Origin of the sequence: Mumia quercus (genome assembly GCF_025506335.1) — a bacterium.
In the GTDB taxonomy this organism is placed as follows: Bacteria; Actinomycetota; Actinomycetes; order Propionibacteriales; family Nocardioidaceae; genus Mumia; species Mumia quercus.
The window spans coordinates 299161-316487 of sequence record NZ_JANZYO010000004.1 but is presented as its reverse complement, the minus strand read 5'-3'; the positions used below and the strand labels follow the sequence as shown (position 1 = coordinate 316487).

General features: G+C 71.6%; 18 protein-coding genes. 9 read left to right on the top strand and 9 right to left on the bottom strand.

Going from position 1 to position 17327, the window contains the following annotated elements:
• The first annotated feature begins 5 nt into the window (after nucleotides 1-5).
• Nucleotides 6-368 carry a DUF4180 domain-containing protein gene (locus tag NYZ95_RS10845; RefSeq protein ID WP_262851288.1) on the top strand — a complete coding sequence of 121 codons (363 nt, stop codon included), beginning with the start codon at nucleotides 6-8 and terminating at the stop codon, nucleotides 366-368.
• A 19-nt stretch (nucleotides 369-387) separates the two neighbouring features.
• Here the strand turns inward: NYZ95_RS10845 and NYZ95_RS10840 are convergent, their stop codons facing one another.
• Entirely contained in the window at nucleotides 388-1233 is an 846-nt protein-coding gene (locus NYZ95_RS10840) for an alpha/beta hydrolase (RefSeq protein ID WP_262851287.1), read from the bottom strand.
• Between the two features lie 250 nt (nucleotides 1234-1483).
• On the opposite strand from NYZ95_RS10840, the gene NYZ95_RS10835 reads away from it, so the two are divergent.
• From NYZ95_RS10835 to NYZ95_RS10825, 3 genes are all read left to right on the top strand, one after another.
• Entirely contained in the window at nucleotides 1484-2122 is a 639-nt protein-coding gene (locus NYZ95_RS10835; RefSeq protein ID WP_262851286.1) for a TetR/AcrR family transcriptional regulator, read from the top strand.
• A 9-nt stretch (nucleotides 2123-2131) separates the two neighbouring features.
• Entirely contained in the window at nucleotides 2132-2563 is a 432-nt protein-coding gene (locus NYZ95_RS10830; protein ID WP_262851285.1) for a DoxX family protein, read from the top strand.
• A gap of 71 nt (nucleotides 2564-2634) precedes the next feature.
• Nucleotides 2635-4764 carry a M1 family metallopeptidase gene (locus tag NYZ95_RS10825; protein ID WP_262851284.1) on the top strand — a complete coding sequence of 710 codons (2130 nt, stop codon included), beginning with the start codon at nucleotides 2635-2637 and terminating at the stop codon, nucleotides 4762-4764.
• Here the strand turns inward: NYZ95_RS10825 and NYZ95_RS10820 are convergent.
• Nucleotides 4743-5225: a YqeB family protein gene (locus NYZ95_RS10820; protein WP_262851283.1), complete on the bottom strand. Its 483-nt coding sequence runs from the start codon at nucleotides 5223-5225 to the stop codon at nucleotides 4743-4745. The two genes, NYZ95_RS10825 and NYZ95_RS10820, sit on opposite strands and share 22 nt — an antisense overlap.
• Nucleotides 5226-5317: 92 nt before the next feature.
• On the opposite strand from NYZ95_RS10820, the gene NYZ95_RS10815 reads away from it, so the two are divergent.
• Nucleotides 5318-6196, top strand: a complete 879-nt coding sequence (locus NYZ95_RS10815; protein WP_262851282.1) for a M15 family metallopeptidase — start codon at nucleotides 5318-5320, stop codon at nucleotides 6194-6196.
• Nucleotides 6197-6229: 33 nt separating this feature from the next.
• Here the strand turns inward: NYZ95_RS10815 and NYZ95_RS10810 are convergent, their stop codons facing one another.
• Both NYZ95_RS10810 and NYZ95_RS10805 read right to left on the bottom strand, forming a co-directional pair.
• Nucleotides 6230-7492 (bottom strand): fibronectin type III domain-containing protein, encoded by a 1263-nt coding sequence (locus NYZ95_RS10810; protein ID WP_262851281.1) that lies wholly within the window; start codon nucleotides 7490-7492, stop codon nucleotides 6230-6232.
• Between the two features lie 82 nt (nucleotides 7493-7574).
• Nucleotides 7575-8666 carry an ATP-binding protein gene (locus NYZ95_RS10805; protein ID WP_262851280.1) on the bottom strand — a complete coding sequence of 364 codons (1092 nt, stop codon included), beginning with the start codon at nucleotides 8664-8666 and terminating at the stop codon, nucleotides 7575-7577.
• Nucleotides 8667-8724: 58 nt separating this feature from the next.
• Between NYZ95_RS10805 and NYZ95_RS10800 the strand changes: the two genes are divergently transcribed.
• The gene (locus NYZ95_RS10800; protein WP_262851279.1) at nucleotides 8725-9234 is read left to right on the top strand and encodes an SRPBCC domain-containing protein; all 510 of its coding nucleotides are present in this window, start codon (nucleotides 8725-8727) and stop codon (nucleotides 9232-9234) included.
• Between the two features lie 9 nt (nucleotides 9235-9243).
• Here the strand turns inward: NYZ95_RS10800 and NYZ95_RS10795 are convergent, their stop codons facing one another.
• Complete coding sequence (locus NYZ95_RS10795) at nucleotides 9244-9990, bottom strand: metallophosphoesterase family protein (RefSeq protein WP_262851278.1); 747 nt, start codon at nucleotides 9988-9990, stop codon at nucleotides 9244-9246.
• A 28-nt stretch (nucleotides 9991-10018) separates the two neighbouring features.
• Between NYZ95_RS10795 and NYZ95_RS10790 the strand changes: the two genes are divergently transcribed.
• A complete protein-coding gene (locus tag NYZ95_RS10790) occupies nucleotides 10019-10924 on the top strand; it encodes a CAP domain-containing protein (protein ID WP_262851277.1) in 906 nt (301 codons plus the stop codon).
• A 17-nt stretch (nucleotides 10925-10941) separates the two neighbouring features.
• On the opposite strand, the gene NYZ95_RS10785 is transcribed toward NYZ95_RS10790, so the two are convergent.
• Nucleotides 10942-11523, bottom strand: a complete 582-nt coding sequence (locus NYZ95_RS10785) for a TetR/AcrR family transcriptional regulator (protein ID WP_262851276.1) — start codon at nucleotides 11521-11523, stop codon at nucleotides 10942-10944.
• Nucleotides 11524-11601: 78 nt separating this feature from the next.
• Between NYZ95_RS10785 and NYZ95_RS10780 the strand changes: the two genes are divergently transcribed.
• Complete coding sequence (locus NYZ95_RS10780) at nucleotides 11602-12177, top strand: dihydrofolate reductase family protein (protein WP_262851275.1); 576 nt, start codon at nucleotides 11602-11604, stop codon at nucleotides 12175-12177.
• Here NYZ95_RS10780 and NYZ95_RS10775 read toward each other — a convergent pair.
• Together NYZ95_RS10775 and NYZ95_RS10770 are read right to left on the bottom strand one after the other, a co-directional pair.
• Complete coding sequence (locus tag NYZ95_RS10775) at nucleotides 12158-12793, bottom strand: sigma-70 family RNA polymerase sigma factor (protein WP_262851274.1); 636 nt, start codon at nucleotides 12791-12793, stop codon at nucleotides 12158-12160. The genes NYZ95_RS10780 and NYZ95_RS10775 overlap by 20 nt on opposite strands.
• Nucleotides 12790-13179: a cupin domain-containing protein gene (locus tag NYZ95_RS10770; protein WP_262851273.1), complete on the bottom strand. Its 390-nt coding sequence runs from the start codon at nucleotides 13177-13179 to the stop codon at nucleotides 12790-12792. The genes NYZ95_RS10775 and NYZ95_RS10770 overlap by 4 nt, the downstream gene beginning before the upstream one ends.
• A gap of 140 nt (nucleotides 13180-13319) precedes the next feature.
• On the opposite strand from NYZ95_RS10770, the gene NYZ95_RS10765 reads away from it, so the two are divergent.
• Complete coding sequence (locus NYZ95_RS10765) at nucleotides 13320-16037, top strand: ATP-binding protein (RefSeq protein WP_262851272.1); 2718 nt, start codon at nucleotides 13320-13322, stop codon at nucleotides 16035-16037.
• Nucleotides 16038-16041: 4 nt separating this feature from the next.
• Here the strand turns inward: NYZ95_RS10765 and NYZ95_RS10760 are convergent, their stop codons facing one another.
• A complete protein-coding gene (locus NYZ95_RS10760; RefSeq protein WP_262851271.1) occupies nucleotides 16042-17247 on the bottom strand; it encodes a thiolase family protein in 1206 nt (401 codons plus the stop codon).
• Nucleotides 17248-17327 lie beyond the last annotated feature (80 nt).

Genomic DNA, 17327 nt, shown 5'->3' with positions numbered 1-17327 from the left:
TGGACATGCGCACCGCCGAGCACCACGACGTCCGCGTCCTTTTCGTCGACCCCGACGGTCCCCAGATCGCGTCCACCCAGGACGCGCTCGACCTCGTCGGTGAGGCGTTCGGGTGCGAGGCGGAGCTGGTGGCGGTGCCGGCGTCGCGGCTGTCACCGGAGTTCTTCCGACTCCGCTCGGGACTGCTGGGCGAGGTCACGCAGAAGCTTGTGAACTACCGGCTGCGGCTGGCGGTGGTCGGTGACGTCACCGACCACGTGGCCGCCAGCGATGCGTTCCGCGACTACGTCCGTGAGGCGAACCGCGGGTTGCACACGTGGTTCGTCGAGGACGAGGCTGCGCTGGTCGAGCGGCTCGCCTCCGCCTGAGCCTCTCCCCGAGCGGCGCTCAGCTGCTGGACGTCGCTCCCGGAGTGCTCCGCGCGTGGGCCAGCGCCCACTCGAGCGCACGGTCGGCGACGGCCTCCCACCCTGGTGCGGCGCACGTCCAGTGGTCGCGACCCTCGAGCTCTTCGTACTCCGTGAGCGAGGCCGAGCCCTCGTAGTGCTTCGCGTTCGACCGGTTCACCGACGGCGGCATGATGTGGTCCTCGCTGCCGGCGAGGAAGAGCAGCGGGGCGCGGTCGTCGTTGTCGTAGTCGACCCAGGTCTCCTGGTGGCCCGGCTTGAGGTTCGCGAAGAGCCCGTACGCCCAGATCCAGCTCCCCGGCGCCGGGATGGCGTAGCGCTCCCACACCCGGTCGGACTCGTCCCGGGGGAGCGTGTTGGTGAAGGCGTAGTGGAACTCCTCGGGGGTGAAGCCCACGGCCTTGTGCCGGTTGGCGGGGTTCTTCAGCGCCGGGAAGAGCGACTTCACCTGAGACAGCGGGGTGACGTGGACACCTTCGGTCGGGGCCGAGTCGATGACGACACCTGCGCACCCGAGGCCGCGGGCCAGGAGCAGCTGCGTCAGCGTGCCGCCGAAGGAGTGCCCCATGATGATCGGCGGCGCGTCGAGCGCCTCCACCACCGAGGCCAGGTGGTCGACCGTCTCGGGGACGGTGAGGTTCGCGATCACGTCGGGGTTCTCGCGCAGCGCCTCGACCTCGATCTCGAAGCCGGGGTAGCCGGGAGTCAGGACGGTGTAGCCCTGGGCGCCGTAGTAGTCCACCCACCCTTCCCAGCTCCGCGGGGTCATCCAGAGCCCGTGGACGAGGACGATCGTGTCGGGCGTCGGTGCGGGTGCGTCGCTCATCGGGACACCTCTCGGTTCGGCCGTCGACTCCTCAGGATGACCCGAACATGGCGCCCCGTGGTGGCCGTTGCACGGGGAAAAACTAGAGAGGCCCGGTGCCGCCCCCGCCGACGCCGAGCCTCTCTGTCACAGGCCGCGAACCGATGACGGACTAAGCACACCAGAAATCTTGACACCTGACAAGAATTTTGTAGCCATTCGTCCAAAAAAGTTGTAACGGCTCACGCCGGGCGCCCGTACGATGACAGAGATGAGCGTCACCGAGGGCCCGAGAGGTCGACACCGCGCACGCGCCGAGCGTGCGGCCGTCGACAAGTTCGAGCGCCGTCGCAGCGAGATCGCCGACTCCGCGCTCGTCACCCTCGCGGCCAACGGCTACGCCAACACCGGCTTGCGAGACATCGCTCAGAACTCCGACTTCTCCCACGGCGTCGTCCACTACTACTTCAGCGACAAGCTCGACCTGATGCAGCACTGCATCCGGCAGTACAAACAGGACTGCGTGAGGCAGTACGACGGCATCCTCGAGAGCGCCACGACACCCGACGAGCTGCGCGAGGGCTTCGCCGTCGCGATGGCGGCAACGCTCCGCGAGGAGAGCACCCTCCACCGCATGTGGTACGACCTGCGCAACCAGAGCATGTTCACGACCGAGCTCGTGGAGGTCATCAAGGAGATCGACCTCCTGCTCGAGCAGATGATCTGGCGGGTGGTCACGCGGTACGCCGAGCTGGCCGAGAGCTCGCCGCTCGTCGAGCCCACGGTCGCGTACTCGCTGTACGACGGGCTCTTCCTGCGGGCGCTCATCGACTTCCTCGCCGGGGACCGTGAAGCGCTCGCGTTCCTGCGGCGCGAGTGCGCAGCGCTCCTCCCGCGCCTGTGCCCGTAGGTTGGCACGATGAGTGACGATGGCACGACGGCGCCGACGGTGTCGGCACCCCGCACGATCGGGAGGCTCGCGCTCGGCGCCTTCCTGCTCTTCGCCGGGATCAGCCACCTGACGTTCGCGCGTCGCGAGTTCCTTGCGCAGGTCCCCGACTGGGTCCCGCTCGACGGGGACACGGTGGTGATCGCTTCAGGCTTCGTCGAGATCGGCCTGGGAGGCGCGCTGCTCGGGCTCCCCGGCAAGCGCGTGGCTGTGGGGTGGCTCACCGCCGCGTTCTTCGTGGCGGTCTTCCCCGGCAACATCTCGCAGTACGTGACGCACACCGACGCCTTCGGCCTCGACACCGACCGCGCGCGGGCGATCCGGCTGCTGTTCCAGCCGCTCCTCGTGCTGTGGGCGCTGTGGGCGACGGCCGCATGGCGCGACCGTCCGCGGCGCCGCTGACCCGGCCCGGTTGCCGGCGTCGGCACCCAGGCGCACAGTGAGAGACGACCTGGATCCTCTGGAGGTTCCCCATGCGTCGTCCTGCCCTCGTCCTCGTCTCCTCGCTCTGCGGTGTCGCGCTCGCAGCCGCCGTGCTCGCCGCTCCGGCAGACGCCCGCCCGGGCCCGCGCCCGCACTTCACCCCCGGCGCGGCCGGCATCGGTGACCCGTACTTCCCGACCGACGGCAACGGCGGGTACGACGCCCGGCACTACGCGCTCGACGTCCGGTACGACCCGGCGACCGACCGGTTGACGGGCACGGCACGGATCCGGGCCACGGCGACGCAGAACTTGTCACGGTTCAACCTCGACCTCGACGGACTGACCGTGCGCTCGGTGCGCGTCGACGGCAGGCGCGCGTCCTGGCGCCACCGCGACGGCGAGCTCACCGTGATCCCGGCGCGCGGGCTGCGCAAGCGGACCTCGTTCACGACGGAGGTCACGTACGGCGGGGTGCCGCAGACCTTGGAGGACGGCTCAGGGTTCATCCACACCGACGACGGCGCACTGGTCGTCGGCCAGCCTCACGTGGCCGACACCTGGTACCCCGTCAACGACCACCCGAGCGACAAGGCGTCGTACTCGTTCCGCGTCACCGTGCCGAAGGGCCTCGAGGCCGTCGCGAACGGCGTCCCGCGCGGGCACCGTACGCACAAGGGCTGGACGACGTGGGCGTGGGAGGCGCGCGAGCCGATGGCCTCGTACCTCACGACGGCCACGATCGGAGAGTTCAGGCTCAAGGACTACCGGTACGACGGCATCCGGATGGTCGAGGCGATCGACCCGAAGCTGTACGTGCCGGTGCAACCACATACGGGCGACCGGTACGCGATCTCGCAGGCCACCGGCGACGCAGCGTCGTACAAGCGGCTGAGCCGCACGATCGACGTCCCCGCGGGTGGCGGGGAGCTGGGCTTCTGGGTGGATCGTGCGACCGAGTCCGACTGGGACTTCCTCTTCGTCGAGGCGCGGACGCCGGGTCAGGACGACTGGACCACGCTCCCCGACCTCGGAGGTGCCACCAGCACCAGCACCGGCGACTCGTGCCCGTACTGGCTGGGCCTGCACCCGTTCCTCAGGCACTACCAGAGCGTCGACGCCGAGGGTGCCTGCACGCCGACCGGCACGAGCGGGACGTGGAACGCCGCCACGGGGAGCTCGGACGGGTACGAGCAGTGGCGCGTCGACCTGGGCGCGTGGGCCGACGGCCCGGTCGAGGTCGCGATCACGTACGCCAGCGACGACCTCGTGCAGGCCCGCGGCGTCTTCGTCGACGACGTCACCACCCCGACGGGGGCAGGAAGCACGTCCTTCGAGGACGACGGCGACACCCTCGACGGCTGGGCGGTGACGGGCGCCCCGGCCGGAAGCGCCCCGAACCCGAACGACTGGATCGCCGGCACGCCCGACGACGGGCCGGCGACGCTCGGCGAGAAGGCGGAGGCCGCGTTCACGAAGCATCCGCAGATCCTCGACTTCCTGCAGGCCAGCTTCGGCGACTACCCGTTCTCGGCGTCGGGTGGTCTCGTGGACGCGTTCGCAGGGCTGGGGTTCGCGCTGGAGAACCAGACGCGTCCGATCTACGCGCAGGAGTGGTTCGGTGGCTCCGACGAGACCGCCGAGGGCGTGATCGTGCACGAGCTGGCGCACCAGTGGTACGGCGACAGCCTGGCGATGGAGCGATGGAGCGACATCTGGCTCAACGAGGGCTTCGCCTCGTACGCGGAGTGGCTGTGGTGGGAGGACAAGGGGGTCGCCACCGCGCAGGAGATCTTCGACTCCACGTACGGCTCGCACCCCGCCGACGACCCGTTCTGGGACGTCGTCATCGGCGACCCGGGACCGGAGAACCTGTTCGCGGGGCCCGTGTACGACCGGGGCGCGATGACGCTGCACCAGCTGCGGCTCGCGGTGGGTGACGACGACTTCTTCGCGATCCTGCGCGGGTGGGCGGCACGATACGAGGGTCGCAACGTGACGACACCACAGTTCATCGCCTACGCCGAGCGGGTGTCGGGCCAGCAGCTCGACGCGCTGTTCGACACCTGGCTCTTCACCGCCGAACGGCCCGTCGTCCCCGGCGCACTGGCGCGCCGCGCCCCGGCGGCGGACCTCCCGCCGCTGGTCGGGGCGCGAGGTCAGAGGCCTTCCCACGGGTAGCCGTGCCGCGTGAACGCCTCGGCGACCTGGTCGCGTCCTGCCTCGACCTCGTGCTCGAAGAGGCGTCGTCCGTCGGTCCCGTCGATGACCACCTTCTTGCCGTCCCGGTAGACGGCGACGACGTGGTCGCGCGCGATCCGGCGGCGGTCCTCACCGTGGTGGACGACGACCGCATCGTCGCCGACCTCGAGGCGGTACTCGTCGGCAAGGATGAGGACGGCGGCGACCACGCCCACCACCAGCCCGATGGCCGGCCGCGCCACCCACGCCCACGGCTGGTCGAACGAGCCGATCCACTCCAGCGGACCCTTGAAGGGGACCACCGGCACGTCGGCGAGCCAGGCCGCCAGCAGCGGTGCGAGGAGGAAGAGCACCAGGCCACCTGCGCCGAAGAGGACCGCGGTCGCGATCTTGTCGCCTCGTGTGTAGCCCAGCACCGTGGTGGGGGTTTCGACGCTCACGGGCCGACTCTAGGGCGGCAGGACGAGGGAGGCATCCGCCTTTGGTCTCGCACGACGCGACCGAAGGCGGAGGTCGACCTAGACTCGAGGAGATGGGGTCTCGTACTGGCATCGTCGCGGCGGTCCTCGCCGCGGTCGTGGTGAGCGGCTGCGGGGGCGGAGGAGACGACCGCCCGGACGACGCGACGTCGGCGCCCGAGACGACCGAGACGACCGACCCGCCCTCTCCGGCACCTGCGAGCCCGACGGTGGTCCCGGAGCCAGGCACCGTCCCGCCGAACTGGCTCGGCACCCGGGAGCTGCCACGTACGGACGCCGGCTACGCGGAGGCCCAGCCGACACCTCCCGAGCTGCGCAACCGCCGCTTCACACTCCCGGACTCGTTGCCTGCGCTGCCGGGGGACGGGTTCGCCAGCCGCGTCGCCGATCCTGCGCCGGCCCGCGTGATCGCCCGCTCGACGTGGAAGCGGGGATGTCCCGTGGGGCGGCGCGACCTCGCGTGGGTGCGGCTGACGTTCTGGGGCTTCGACGGCGCCCGGCACACGGGCGAGCTGTTGGTGAACGGACGCGCGGTCAAGGACCTGGTCGAGGCGTTCCGGCGTCTGTACGAGGCCCGCTTCCCCCTCGAGGAGATGCGGATCCCGAAGGCTGGCGAGGCGAAGGCCGCCCCCACCGGGGACGGAAACAACACCGTGGCGTTCGCGTGCCGTCCGACCCGCGGCGCGACGACGTACTCCGAGCACGCGTACGGTCTCGCCGTCGACATCAACCCGTTCCAGAACCCGTACGTGAAGGGCGACGTCGTCCTCCCCGAGCTCGCCTCGGCGTACGTCGACCGCGGCAACGTCCGGCCGGGGATGATCACCGCCGACGGTCCCGTGGTCCGGGCGTTCACGGCGATCGGGTGGGGCTGGGGCGGAGCCTGGAAGAACCTGAAGGACTACCAGCACTTCAGCGAGAGCGGGCGCTGACCACCGCGCCCGCTCTCGCCAGTGGGGGTCGGTCTACTTCCGGACTCGGAACGTCGCCTTGGCGTTCTTGCCGTAGCCCTTGCTGTTCTTCGCCTTGACGTACACCGTGAGCTTGCCCTTGCGCAGCTTGGCCCGCTTGATCTTGTACGACCGCTTGCTCGCGCCGACGTTCTTCCTCAGGAGGACCTTGTTGCCCTTCTTGACCACCAGCCGGTAGCCGGTGATCTTCGCGCCTCCCTTGTTCGATGGCGGCCGCCACGAGACCTTGCGCGTCTTCGCACGTGCCGTGCCCGAGACCTTCAGCGCGCGCGGCTTGCTCGGGACCTTCACGGCGGGCTTCGGCGGGGCGAAGAGCGGTGCGAACGACGAGACGTCGTGCCCGTCGTAGTCAGCCACGACGACCGTCCCGTCGGGCGCGACCGCCACACCCGCGGGCGACGTCAGGGCTGCGGCCGCTCCACCGAGGACCTTGATCGGCGCGACGTTGCCGTTCGCGTGTGCGGCGAAGACCTTCACGTCGCGGGCCCGGTGGTCGGCGACGTACACACGTCCGGACGCGTCGAGCGCGACGTCGGTCGCGAACTGGATCTGCGTCTGCGACCCCTTGATCACGCGCGCAGGTGCCGCGTTGCCGGTGGCGCCGGGAGCGAACGCGACCACGGAGTCACCGTCGCCGTTGGCGACCCAGAGACGGTTCGCCGCGTCGACTGCGAGGCCACGGGCGTTGCTGAGGTGTGTGCTCTTGATCGTGCGCTCGGCCGCAGGCGTGCCGGTTGCCGATCGCGAGAACACCTTGATCGTGTCGGCCTCGTTCGAGACGTTCACCTTGTCGTTCTTGTCGATCGCGACGCCGAACGGGACGAAGCCGGGATCGAACCTCGAGGCGGGAGCGACGTTGCCGGTGGCGGTCGCTCGGAACGAGAGGACGCGGTTGCCGGCGGGCGCCGAGGAGGCGCTCGTGACCCACGTGAAGCCGGCACTGTCCGCCGCGACGGTCCGTGGCGACGAGACCAGCGAGGTGGCGCCGGCGATCCGCCGCTTCGGTGGCACGTCACCGTCGGCGTTGAGGTCGAAGACGAGGATCGACGAGGCCCCGAAGTTGCTGACGTGGATCTGACCACCGCGGACGTACATGCCTAACGGCTGTCGGAGCTGGGTGTGGGTCGGGCCCTGGATCGTGCGGACGGGGGCGACGTTGACGTCGTCGGCCGCGGCGCTCGGTCCGCTCGCAGCCAGTGTGCCTGCGACGAGTGCGGTGCCGGCCAGAGTGCCGGTCACGCGGATGCTGAGGTTCATTCACTCTCCCTTCGCGGTCCAGCATCAAGGCCGCGAGGGTCACCGGACGGGGAATTGGAAGTCTCCTCGGAGGACTTGCTCGTCAGAGCGGCACGCGTACGTCCGACCCGCCCTCGTAGGTGAGCCGGCTGGCCATCTGGACGACGGCCGGCGCCGTGATGAACCCACCGGCGAACAACGCCTGTCCCTGGACGAACGAGCCCGTCCTCGACAGGAGCTCGTGCGGGGCGTACCCGAAGGACTGACCGAGCTCGTCGAGGTCGCGCGGCGACGACATCTTCATCAGCGCGAGGTTGTCGCACTGCGAGAGCGCGTTGGGATGGATCTTCGAGGGGCGCTGCGTGGAGAGGAGCAACCAGAGTCCGTACTTGCGTCCCTCGGCCGCGATCTGCACGATGCGCTCGGTGAGGGCCACCTCGACCGGGAGGACGGGCTCGGCAGAACAGAGGTTGTGCGCCTCGTCGATGACGATCAGCACAGGTTTGCGGCTCTCGCGGTTCGCCCAGAGATGGTCGAGGATGGCGAGCGCGGCGACCTTCGACTCGTCGGGCGTCTTGAAGCCGCCGAGGTCGAGCACGGTCGCCCGGGGGCGTTCGTCGATGACGGTCTGGGTCGAGTCGCCGCCCCACGCCCAGACGTCCCACTCGAGCACCCCGAGGTTCTCCAGCCGCAGGAGGAGCCTGCGCATGCCGGGGTCGTCGGACTCCCTCAAGCGGTGCACGAACGTGGACCGGTCGAACGTCTCCGGTCCGGACTCGGCCTCGAGGTGGAGGAGGAGGTTGTACTCCTCGGCGTCCCGGAGCGGGTCGAGGCGCAAGATCGCGGCGCGCGAGCGCAGGCTCAGGTCGACGAACTTCACCGTGAGCTGCTCGGCGCCGTTCTTGCGGGGACGGAAGACGCGAGGGCGCACCGCCGCGAGGCGCTCTGCGACGTCGGGCGCGGTCTCCTCACGCACGTCCCCGAGCCGGACGAAGTCGGCGTTCGGGTCCATGACGAGCAGCGGCAGCTGGGTCTGCAGGAGGATCTGCTCGAGGACGACCCCGAGCGCGTACGTCTTGCCCGAGCCGCTCTGGCCGCACCAGAACGTGTGGCGGTTGAACCGGGTCGGGTCGAGGGTGGCGGGGGGCCCGTCCACCGAGTCGACGAGGTGACCGATCGACAGCTCGTTGTCCATGCGCCTGACCGTAGTGGTGAGCGGCCCTCCCTGCCCGGGAGATGTGCCAGGCTGGAGCATGAGCATCGTGGCGACAGGCAGACGTGAGACGCGAGACGGCGTCGACCACCTCGTGATCGAGCGCGACTTCGCGGCTCCGGTCGAGGAGGTGTGGGCGGCGGTGACAGAGCCCGAGCGGCTCTCCCGCTGGATCGGGACCTGGACGGGCGACCCCGCGAGCGGCGCCGTCGAGTTCCGGATGACCGCCGAGGGGGAGGACGTGCCGGTGGAGAAGTACGGGATCGAGGTGTGCGAGCCGCCCCGACGTCTCGTGACCCGCGCTGATTCACCCGACGCCACAGGGGAGGACTGGGTCCTCACCCTCGACCTCGCCGACCACGAGGAGGGGACGCGTCTGACGTTCGCGCAGGCGATGGCGGACGCGGAGACCGCGGCGAGCCTCGGCCCGGGCTGGGAGTACTACCTCGACAGGCTCGTCGCTGCCGAGACCGGAGCCGACGTGGCAGCCGTGGACTTCGAGGCGTACCTGGCCGACCAGCAGGACCACTACCGCCGCCTCTTCGCCTGAACGGTCGCGTCAGCGACCGTCGCGAGGGCCGAAGGCGACGAGCGCGTCGACGTCGCCGTTGCGGGACCTGACGTACTCGTCGGCCCACGCCGCGCGGTCGGGGTACGTCGAGCGCGCGACGATCTCCGCGACCACGGCGTCGACGTCGACCGCCGTGTGGCGGAGTGAGACCTGCCCGTCGCGCAGCAGCACCCACGCGCCGCCGGACCGGCCGTACGGCATCCCGATGCTGCCGGGGTTGACGACGAGCCGGCGGTCGACGAGGCGTACGAAGGGCATGTGGGTGTGCCCGCACACCACCGTCCGTACGACGTCGGGAAGGTCGGCGAACACCTCCGCCCACCGTGCCATCCGCGTGTCGACGAGCACGACCTCGTCGTCGTCGCGCGGGGTGCCGTGGCAGAAGACGACCGGCCCGAATCCCTCCACGTCGAGGGTGACCGGGTGGGGCAGCGACGCGAGCAGCGCGACCTGGTCGTGGCGCAGCTGCGCGCCTGCCCAGCGTGTTTCGGCGTGAGGCGAGTCGCCGCCGCGTGCGACGTCGACGAGCTCCCGGTCGGCGTTGCCACGGACGAGCACGCATCGTTCACCGAGCGACGTGAGCCGGTCCAGCACCTCGACCGGCATCGGCCCCGCGGCGTGGTCGCCGGTGATGACGACCAGGTCTGCCGTCGCGACGTCAGGCTCGTCGAGGACCGCGTCGAGGACGGGGAGGACTCCGTGGATGTCGGACAGGACCGCGACGGACGTGACCATCTCGTGACCGTACCGCTAGTCTCGCCGGGTGATCGCAGCGAACGGACGACCCCGCACCCGTCTGACCGCGAGCCCGAAGGCCCTCGTGCTGGCACTCGCCTCGGCGCTCGTCGCCGTCTCCGCGGCGATGCTCGTGTCGGCCCCGGCCGCCTCAGCATCCCCCGCGGACACGATCACCGACCTCGCCAACGAGGCGCGCTCCGCGGCGGGCAAGGCGCCGCTCGCGCGGAACGCGAACCTCGACGCCGTCGCCCGTGCATGGGCGCGCCGGATGGCCGCCGACGGCCGGCTCTGGCACAACCCTGACCTCGCCAACCAGATCCCGTCCGGCTGGCGGCGGGTCGGCGAGAACGTCGCGCAGGGCTATCGGACGGGTGCGCAGATGCACTCGGGCTGGATGGGCTCGTCGGGTCATCGCGCCAACATCCTGGGGGACTTCACCGACATCGGGGTGGCGTTCCTCGAGTCGGGCGGGACAACGTGGGGCGTCCAGGTGTTCGCGAGCTATCCGAACGGCTCCGGTGCGCGTCCCGCTCCTGCGCCGACGGCGACGAGGACCACCGAGCCGTCCCGGTCGAAGCCGTCGGCGACTGCGACCGTACGGAAGCCGGCGAGCACCCCGCGTACGCCCGCCGCGAGCCGTACTCCGAAGCCCTCGCCGACGACGGCGACCCCGACCCCGACGCGTACGACCACGCCGACTCCGACGCCGACCGCGACCGCCAGTCAGACCGACGACGCAGTCGCAGGCGTGACCGGTGACGGGCCCGGCGACGACGCGGTGACCGAGGTCGCGGCAGACACGGCACCGGGCCGCGCGGTCGATCCGCTTGTCGTCGCGGCCGTGGGTGTCGCTGCGCTGCTGGCTGCCGCCGTGGCGTTCGCCGGTCTCCGCCGGCGCGCGCTCTCGCGCACCGCCCGCCACCGCGGCTGACGAGACGGACTGCGGCGTCAGCGAGGCGGGACGAGGGCGACGACCAGGTCGCGGACCAGCTGCCGGAGCCCGTCCTCGTCGCGGTCGACGACCCCTGGCAGGGTGAGGTGCTCGAGAAGCAGCCCGCTCATCGCGAGGTAGAGCAGGAGCGCGTTCGTGGCGTCACCAGGGAAGCCGCCCTCGACGTGCGCAGAGGTGATCTCCTGCAGGTTGGCGCGGTAGCGCGCGGTGAACGCCTCCTGCAGCTCCGGGTCCCGGGCGGCCTCGATGCGGAGCTCGAACATCGCCAGGTAGCCGGCGCGGTCGGCGCGCGCCCGGTCGACGATGTCCTGCATCAGGACGACCTCGAGCTCGCGTGACGGCTCCCCGGACAGCCGCTCTGCCACCACCTCCGGGTCGGGCGCCAGGCGTACGAAGACATGGTCGCTGAGCGCGCGCAGCAGCGCGTCGCGGTTGGCGAAGTAGTTGGACGTGGTGCCCGTCGGGACGCCGGCCTCCTTGTCGACGGCCCGGAAGGTGAGCCCGCGGGCCCCCAGGTGCGCGATCACCTCGATACCGGCGTCGAGCAGGGCCGTACGGCGTCCGGGGTTGCTGACCATGGAGAGCATCCTGCCGTGGACGACCGCGATTAACAACTACGGTTGACGTACTTCATCTGTCGTGGTTGAGTCCTGGCCATGCGAGAGATGACCTACTACATCGGCATGACCCTCGACGGCTTCATCGCCGGACCCGGCGACGAGGTCGACTTCCTCCCGGTCTCCGACGACCACACGCAGCACATGAAGGACCGCTACCCGGAGGTGCTCCCGACCCACGCGCGGCAGGCGATGGGTGTCGCCGACGCGCCCCACCGCCACTTCGACACCGTGGTCATGGGGCGCCGCACGTACGACCCTGCCCTCGAGGTGGGCATCACCAATCCGTACGCGCACCTGCGGACGGTCGTGTTCAGCCGGTCGCTGGGCGAGTCTGCGGACCCCAAGGTCGAGGTCACTGCTGCCGATCCCGTGACGCGGGTCCGCGCGCTCAAGGCCGAGGAGTCGCCCTACGGGATCTACCTCGCCGGGGGTGGCGTGCTCGCGGGCGCCCTGCTCGACGAGATCGACCGGATGGTCGTCAAGAAGTACCCCGTCGTCGCCGGAGCCGGCATCCCGGCGTTCACGGCCGACTTCCGGCCGACCCAGCTGGCGCTCGAGGAGGTGAGCACGTTCGACAGCGGCTGCGCCGTCCTCACCTACGCACGGCGCTGAGTGCGTCGGTGCGCAGCAGGGCGACCAGCGCGTCGACGTCGTACGCCACGAAGGCGGCGACGTACCGCTCCACCTGCGGCGCGGCTGCGAGGGCGACCTTGGCGCCGGTCTCTGCCTCCCGCAGCGTCGCCCGCGCCCGCTGCAGCGCGCTGTTGACCGACACCGTCGAGGTGCCGAGGAGAGCAGCGACCTCGGCGGCGCGCCACCGCAGCACGTCACGCAGCACCAGCACCGCGCGCTGACGGGGCGGGAGGACCCGTACGGCGGTGGCGAAGGCGTCGCGTACCGCCTCGCGCTGCTCCGACACCTCCGCCGGGTCGGGCGCGACGAGCGCGACGGTCGGGTGCGCCGCGTGCTCGGCCGCGTGGGGGTCGCGTGGCTCGGGCCGGCGGCGCCGGGACCCGGACGCGTCGTGGCAGACGTTCGTCGCGATCCGGTAGAGCCACGACCGTACGGAGGCGCGTCCCTCGAACGTGTCACCGCTGCGCCACGCGCGGATGAGCGTCTCCTGCACCGCGTCGTCCGCCTCCGACTCCGAGCCGAGTCGACGGGCGCAGTAGCCCTTGAGCTCGCCGCGGTAGCGTTCCATCTCGTGCGCCACGGTCGCCGTGCTCATCCGACGCTCTCCGGCTCGAACGCGACGGCCAGCTCGGCGGCACGCGCGTCCTCGAGGAACTCCTGCTCGATCCGCGGGGACGCGTGGATGCACAGCATGCGCAGGGTCTGCGGACCGACGGCGCGGAACGCGTGCGGGGTCCCCGGACCCACGACGACCACGTCGCCCGGCTCGCCGTACGTCTCGCCGTCGGCGGTGCGGATGTGCGCGGTGCCGGCGAGAACGACCCACGTCTCGGAGTACGGGTGGACGTGCGCGTCAGGGCCCTTCCCTGGCGCGTTCTCGACGTGGAAGAACGAGACGCCGGACCCGTACGCCGCTCCTTCGAAGCGTGCGGTGCGGCTGCCCGGGATTCGCAGGTCGGCTTCCTTCGCGACGATCAGCATGGAGTGCTCCTTCGGAGGTCTTCGGCGTGGTCGATGACTCGATCGTCGGCGGGGAGGGCGGTGACGCGGATCCGTGCTGAGCACGGATCTGCCACGGAATCGGCACGGGTCGTACCCCGACATGGCGGCATACTGAGCGCGTGCCCGACCTCCCTCTCGACGCCGTGTCGCCCCGCGAGCGCGACGTCTTGAGCGCCGTCGCCGAGCACCTGACCAACGCGGAGATCGCGCGCCGCCTGCACCTGTCGGTCCGGACGGTCGAGAGCCACGTCTCGTCGCTCCTGCGCAAGCTGGGGGCTCGCGACCGTCGTGAGCTCGCGGTGCTGGCGGCCGGGACGGCGGCGCGCTCCGACGCGCTCGGCGACCCCTCCGGCCTCGTCGGACTCCCGCGGCCACGCACCTCCCTCGTCGGTCGTACGTCCGAGGTCGAGGCGGTCGCCCGGCTGGTCGCCGAGAGTCGTCTCACAACCGTCCTCGGCCCGGGCGGTGCGGGCAAGACCCGGGTGGTTGTCGGGGCGGCCGAGCGCGCATGGCCGTGGTTCGCCTCGGGCGGCGCCTACGTGGACCTCGTGCCCGTGGCGCCCGGCGGCGTGGACGTCGCGGTGGCCGCCGTCGTCGGTGTCGCCCAGCGGCCGCAGGTGAGCCTTGCCGATGCACTCGCCGCCGCCCTGCGGGGACGGACGCTGCTGGTCCTCGACAACGCCGAGCACGTGACGGACGACGTCGCCGATCTCGTCGTCCACCTGGTCGACGCACTGCCGGACCTGCGCGTGCTCGTCACCAGCCGCGAGCGGCTCGGTGTCCCCGGTGAGGTCGTCTTCCACCTCGGACCGCTGGTCGAGGACGAGGCGGCGGCGCTCTTCCGTGAGCGTTCGGCCGCTGCGGACCCGACCGTGGCGATCAGCCCGGACGTCGCGGCGAGGCTGGGCCGGCGGCTCGACGGCTCGCCCCTGGCGATCGAGCTCGCCGCGGCCCGGGTGGCCTCGATGGGGCTCGGTGGGGTCGAGGCCGGACTCGACGACGTCCTCCGGCTCCTGACGACGAGTCGGTCGGCGGACCGCCGTCACCGGTCGCTGCGCGCAGTGGTGGAGTGGAGCCACGCCGGTCTCACCGACGCCGAGCGCGCGGCGCTGCACACCGTGGCCGTGTTCGCCGGGGCCTTCGATCTCGACGCGGCGGCCGCCGTGCTGCCCGGGCAGGGTGGCGCGGGTGCCGCAGACCTGCTCGGCCGGCTCGCGGACAAGAGCCTTGTCCGCCGGGTGGTGGGCTCCGACGGCGCCGACCGCTGGTCGCTCCTCGTCGGCGTCCGCGAGCTTGCCCGCGAGCACCTCGACGCCTCAGACGACGCAGGGGCAACCCGCCAGCGGTACGGAGCGTGGGCGCGAGCGCGGGCGCGGGACCTCGTCGAGCGCCGCCCGTACGTCGCGGTGGACGGCTGGACGGCCGAGGTCGACGCGGTCATGGACGACCTGCGGACGCTGCTCCCGGGGCCTGGCTGCACAGTGACGCCCGACGCGGAGTCGCACCGGTTCGCCCGCGACGTCGCGACCCTCGCGTACGCGCGCGGGTTCGTCGCCGAGGCGGGCCGGCATCTCCGTACCGCTGCTGCGCTGGCGACCACCGGAGGGGACGCGGCCGCCGACCTCACCGACGCCGCCGCCTGCGTGCACCTGGTCTCCGACGCCCGGGAGGCCTACGCGCTCCTGCGTGAAGCGGCCGATCTCGCTCGTACGGACGCGCCCACGAAGGCCGCGGTCGCGCTGGCATCGGCCGTCACGGTGGCCGAGCGGTTCCGAGGGGCCGGCTTCCTCGACGACCCGGACGCGGCCACGCTGCGCGCGATGCTCGCCGAGGCGGAGGCGCTGACGGACGGCACAGACACCGTCGCTGCGCACCTCGCCACGGCACGGGCCTGGTCGTCTGGTGACGACCATCAGGTCGTGGAGCCGGCGGCGGCCGACGAGGCGGTCGCGAGCGCGAGGCAGGTGCGCGACCCGCTTCTTCTCAGCGCCGCGCTCGATGCGTCCTCCACCGCAGCGGCGCTGTCGGGTCGACCGGACCATTCGTTGCGCCTCTCCACCGAGCGCCTCACCCTGCTGAGCGACGCCGCTGCCGAGCGACACCCGCGCGGGACGATCGAGGTGGTCGACGCGCTGCGGGCGGTCGCCTCGTACGCGGTCGCGACCGGGCGACTCTCCGATGCCCTCGAGGCCACGCGTCGGGGCACCGAGAACCCCGCGCTCGAGCCGCACCCGTGCTGGGCCAAGGGAAGTGCGATCGCGCCGCTCGCGCTCGCCGGCGACTTCGACGCCGCCGAGGAGTGTGCGGTCGACGTCTGGGAGAACGTCGTCGCCACGCGGCGGTTCGCGAACGTCTCGCTCGCCGGCCCGCTGCTCGGTGCGGCGCTCGCGGCCGGCCTGAGGCAGGACGCCGCCGCGCACGACCTCTGGTGGGAGCGTGCTCGACAGGTCGCCGCGCCGACGCTGCTGGACCGCTCCCCGAACCTCGCGCCGTGGGCGGCGTTCGTCCGCGCCCGTGTCGCTCTCGCGACCGGCGGTGACCTGGAGGCGGCCTTCGTCGCGGTGTCCGCTCCGTTCGTCCCGGGCAGGTTCGACGGTTACGCGGCCGCGATGGCGGCCGAGCTCGCGGTCGTCCTGGGCTCGGCAGAGGCCGACGAGCTCCTCGCTCGTGCCGGGAGCTTCACGACGCACCATTCCTGGGTCGCGGCGGCGGTCCTGCGCGCCCGCGCGCGACGCGACGGCGACGCAGCCACGCGGGAAGAGGCCGTCCGGGCGTGGGACACCCTCGGCGCCGCGTACGAGCGGGACGTGACGGCGATGCTGCGCTCAGCAGGCTAGGCGCTCACAGCCGCTCGATGATCGTGGCGTTGGCCATCCCGCCGCCCTCGCACATCACCTGGAGGCCGTAACGTCCACCGCGCTGGTCGAGGACGGACAGCAGCGTCGTCATCAGGCGGGCGCCGCTGGCTCCGAGCGGATGGCCGATCGCCAGCGCGCCACCGTTGACGTTGACCTTCGCCGGGTCGGCCCCGGTCTCGGCCAGCCACGCGAGCACCACGCTCGAGAACGCCTCGTTGACCTCGAACGCCCCGATGTCGTCGATCGTCAGCCCGGCCTTCTCCAGCACCTTCGCGGTGGCGGGGATGATCCCCGTGAGCATCATCATCGGGTCGTCGCCCGTCACTGCGAACGCGTGCAGGCGGGCGCGCGGGGTGAGGCCGAGCCGGGCGGCGGCCTCCTCGCTGGTGACGAGCAGCGCCGCAGCGCCGTCGTTCACGGGGGAGGAGTTGCCGGCGGTGACCTTGAAGTCGAGGTCCGGGAAGCGCTCGACCCAGTAGTCGTCCTTGAACGCGAGCCGCAGGCCGGCCAGGGTGTCGACCGTGGTGCCCGGCCGTACCGTCTCGTCGTCGTAGATCTCGTGCACCGAGCCGTCGTCGCGGGTGACCTTCACCGGCGCGAGCTCGCGCGTGAACAGGCCATGGTCGTGCGCCTGCGCTGCGCGCTGGTGGCTCTGCGCCGAGAACTCGTCGAGCTGTGCGCGACTCAGTCCCCACCTCTGCGCGATCAGCTCGGCGCTGATGCCCTGCGGCACGAGCCCGGCGGGGTACCGCTCGGCGACCTGCGGGCCGGCGAAGTCGCGACCCAGGGTCTGGCTCCCGATCGGCACGCGGCTCATCGACTCGACCCCGGAGGCGATGACGACGTCGTACGCGCCGCTCATCACGCCCTGGGCGGCGAAATGCAGCGCCTGCTGGCTGCTGCCGCACTGCCGGTCGATGGTCACGCCCGGGACGGTCTCCGGGAAGCCGGCGGCCAGCAGAGCCCAGCGGGCGTTGTTGCCGCTCTGCTCGCCGACCTGCCCCACCGTGCCGCCGATGACGTCGTCGACGACGGCCGGGTCGATCCCGGTGCGTTCGACGAGGGTGCGCAGGACGTGGGCATGAAGGTCGACGGGGTGGACCGACGCGTACGCGCCGGTCGGCTTGCCCTTGGCCACCGGTGTGCGGACGGCGTCGACGATGACGGCGGTACGGAGCGACGTGGACATGCGGGCCCTCCTGGCCTGAGTTCAGTGATCTGTACCCAGGGACGCTAGCAGGCCTGAGTTCACTTGAACAGACCCAGAGG

Excerpts from the sequence above, each read along its gene's own strand:
- NYZ95_RS10845 (WP_262851288.1), top strand. The coding sequence starts at position 6 with ATGCGCACCGCCGAGCACCACGACGTCCGCGTCCTTTTCGTCGACCCC.
- NYZ95_RS10840 (WP_262851287.1), bottom strand. The coding sequence starts at position 1,233 with ATGAGCGACGCACCCGCACCGACGCCCGACACGATCGTCCTCGTCCAC.
- NYZ95_RS10835 (WP_262851286.1), top strand. The coding sequence starts at position 1,484 with ATGAGCGTCACCGAGGGCCCGAGAGGTCGACACCGCGCACGCGCCGAG.
- NYZ95_RS10830 (WP_262851285.1), top strand. The coding sequence starts at position 2,132 with ATGAGTGACGATGGCACGACGGCGCCGACGGTGTCGGCACCCCGCACG.
- NYZ95_RS10825 (WP_262851284.1), top strand. The coding sequence starts at position 2,635 with ATGCGTCGTCCTGCCCTCGTCCTCGTCTCCTCGCTCTGCGGTGTCGCG.
- NYZ95_RS10815 (WP_262851282.1), top strand. The coding sequence starts at position 5,318 with ATGGGGTCTCGTACTGGCATCGTCGCGGCGGTCCTCGCCGCGGTCGTG.
- NYZ95_RS10810 (WP_262851281.1), bottom strand. The coding sequence starts at position 7,492 with ATGAACCTCAGCATCCGCGTGACCGGCACTCTGGCCGGCACCGCACTC.
- NYZ95_RS10805 (WP_262851280.1), bottom strand. The coding sequence starts at position 8,666 with ATGGACAACGAGCTGTCGATCGGTCACCTCGTCGACTCGGTGGACGGG.
- NYZ95_RS10800 (WP_262851279.1), top strand. The coding sequence starts at position 8,725 with ATGAGCATCGTGGCGACAGGCAGACGTGAGACGCGAGACGGCGTCGAC.
- NYZ95_RS10795 (WP_262851278.1), bottom strand. The coding sequence starts at position 9,990 with ATGGTCACGTCCGTCGCGGTCCTGTCCGACATCCACGGAGTCCTCCCC.
- NYZ95_RS10785 (WP_262851276.1), bottom strand. The coding sequence starts at position 11,523 with ATGGTCAGCAACCCCGGACGCCGTACGGCCCTGCTCGACGCCGGTATC.
- NYZ95_RS10780 (WP_262851275.1), top strand. The coding sequence starts at position 11,602 with ATGCGAGAGATGACCTACTACATCGGCATGACCCTCGACGGCTTCATC.
- NYZ95_RS10775 (WP_262851274.1), bottom strand. The coding sequence starts at position 12,793 with ATGAGCACGGCGACCGTGGCGCACGAGATGGAACGCTACCGCGGCGAG.
- NYZ95_RS10770 (WP_262851273.1), bottom strand. The coding sequence starts at position 13,179 with ATGCTGATCGTCGCGAAGGAAGCCGACCTGCGAATCCCGGGCAGCCGC.
- NYZ95_RS10760 (WP_262851271.1), bottom strand. The coding sequence starts at position 17,247 with ATGTCCACGTCGCTCCGTACCGCCGTCATCGTCGACGCCGTCCGCACA.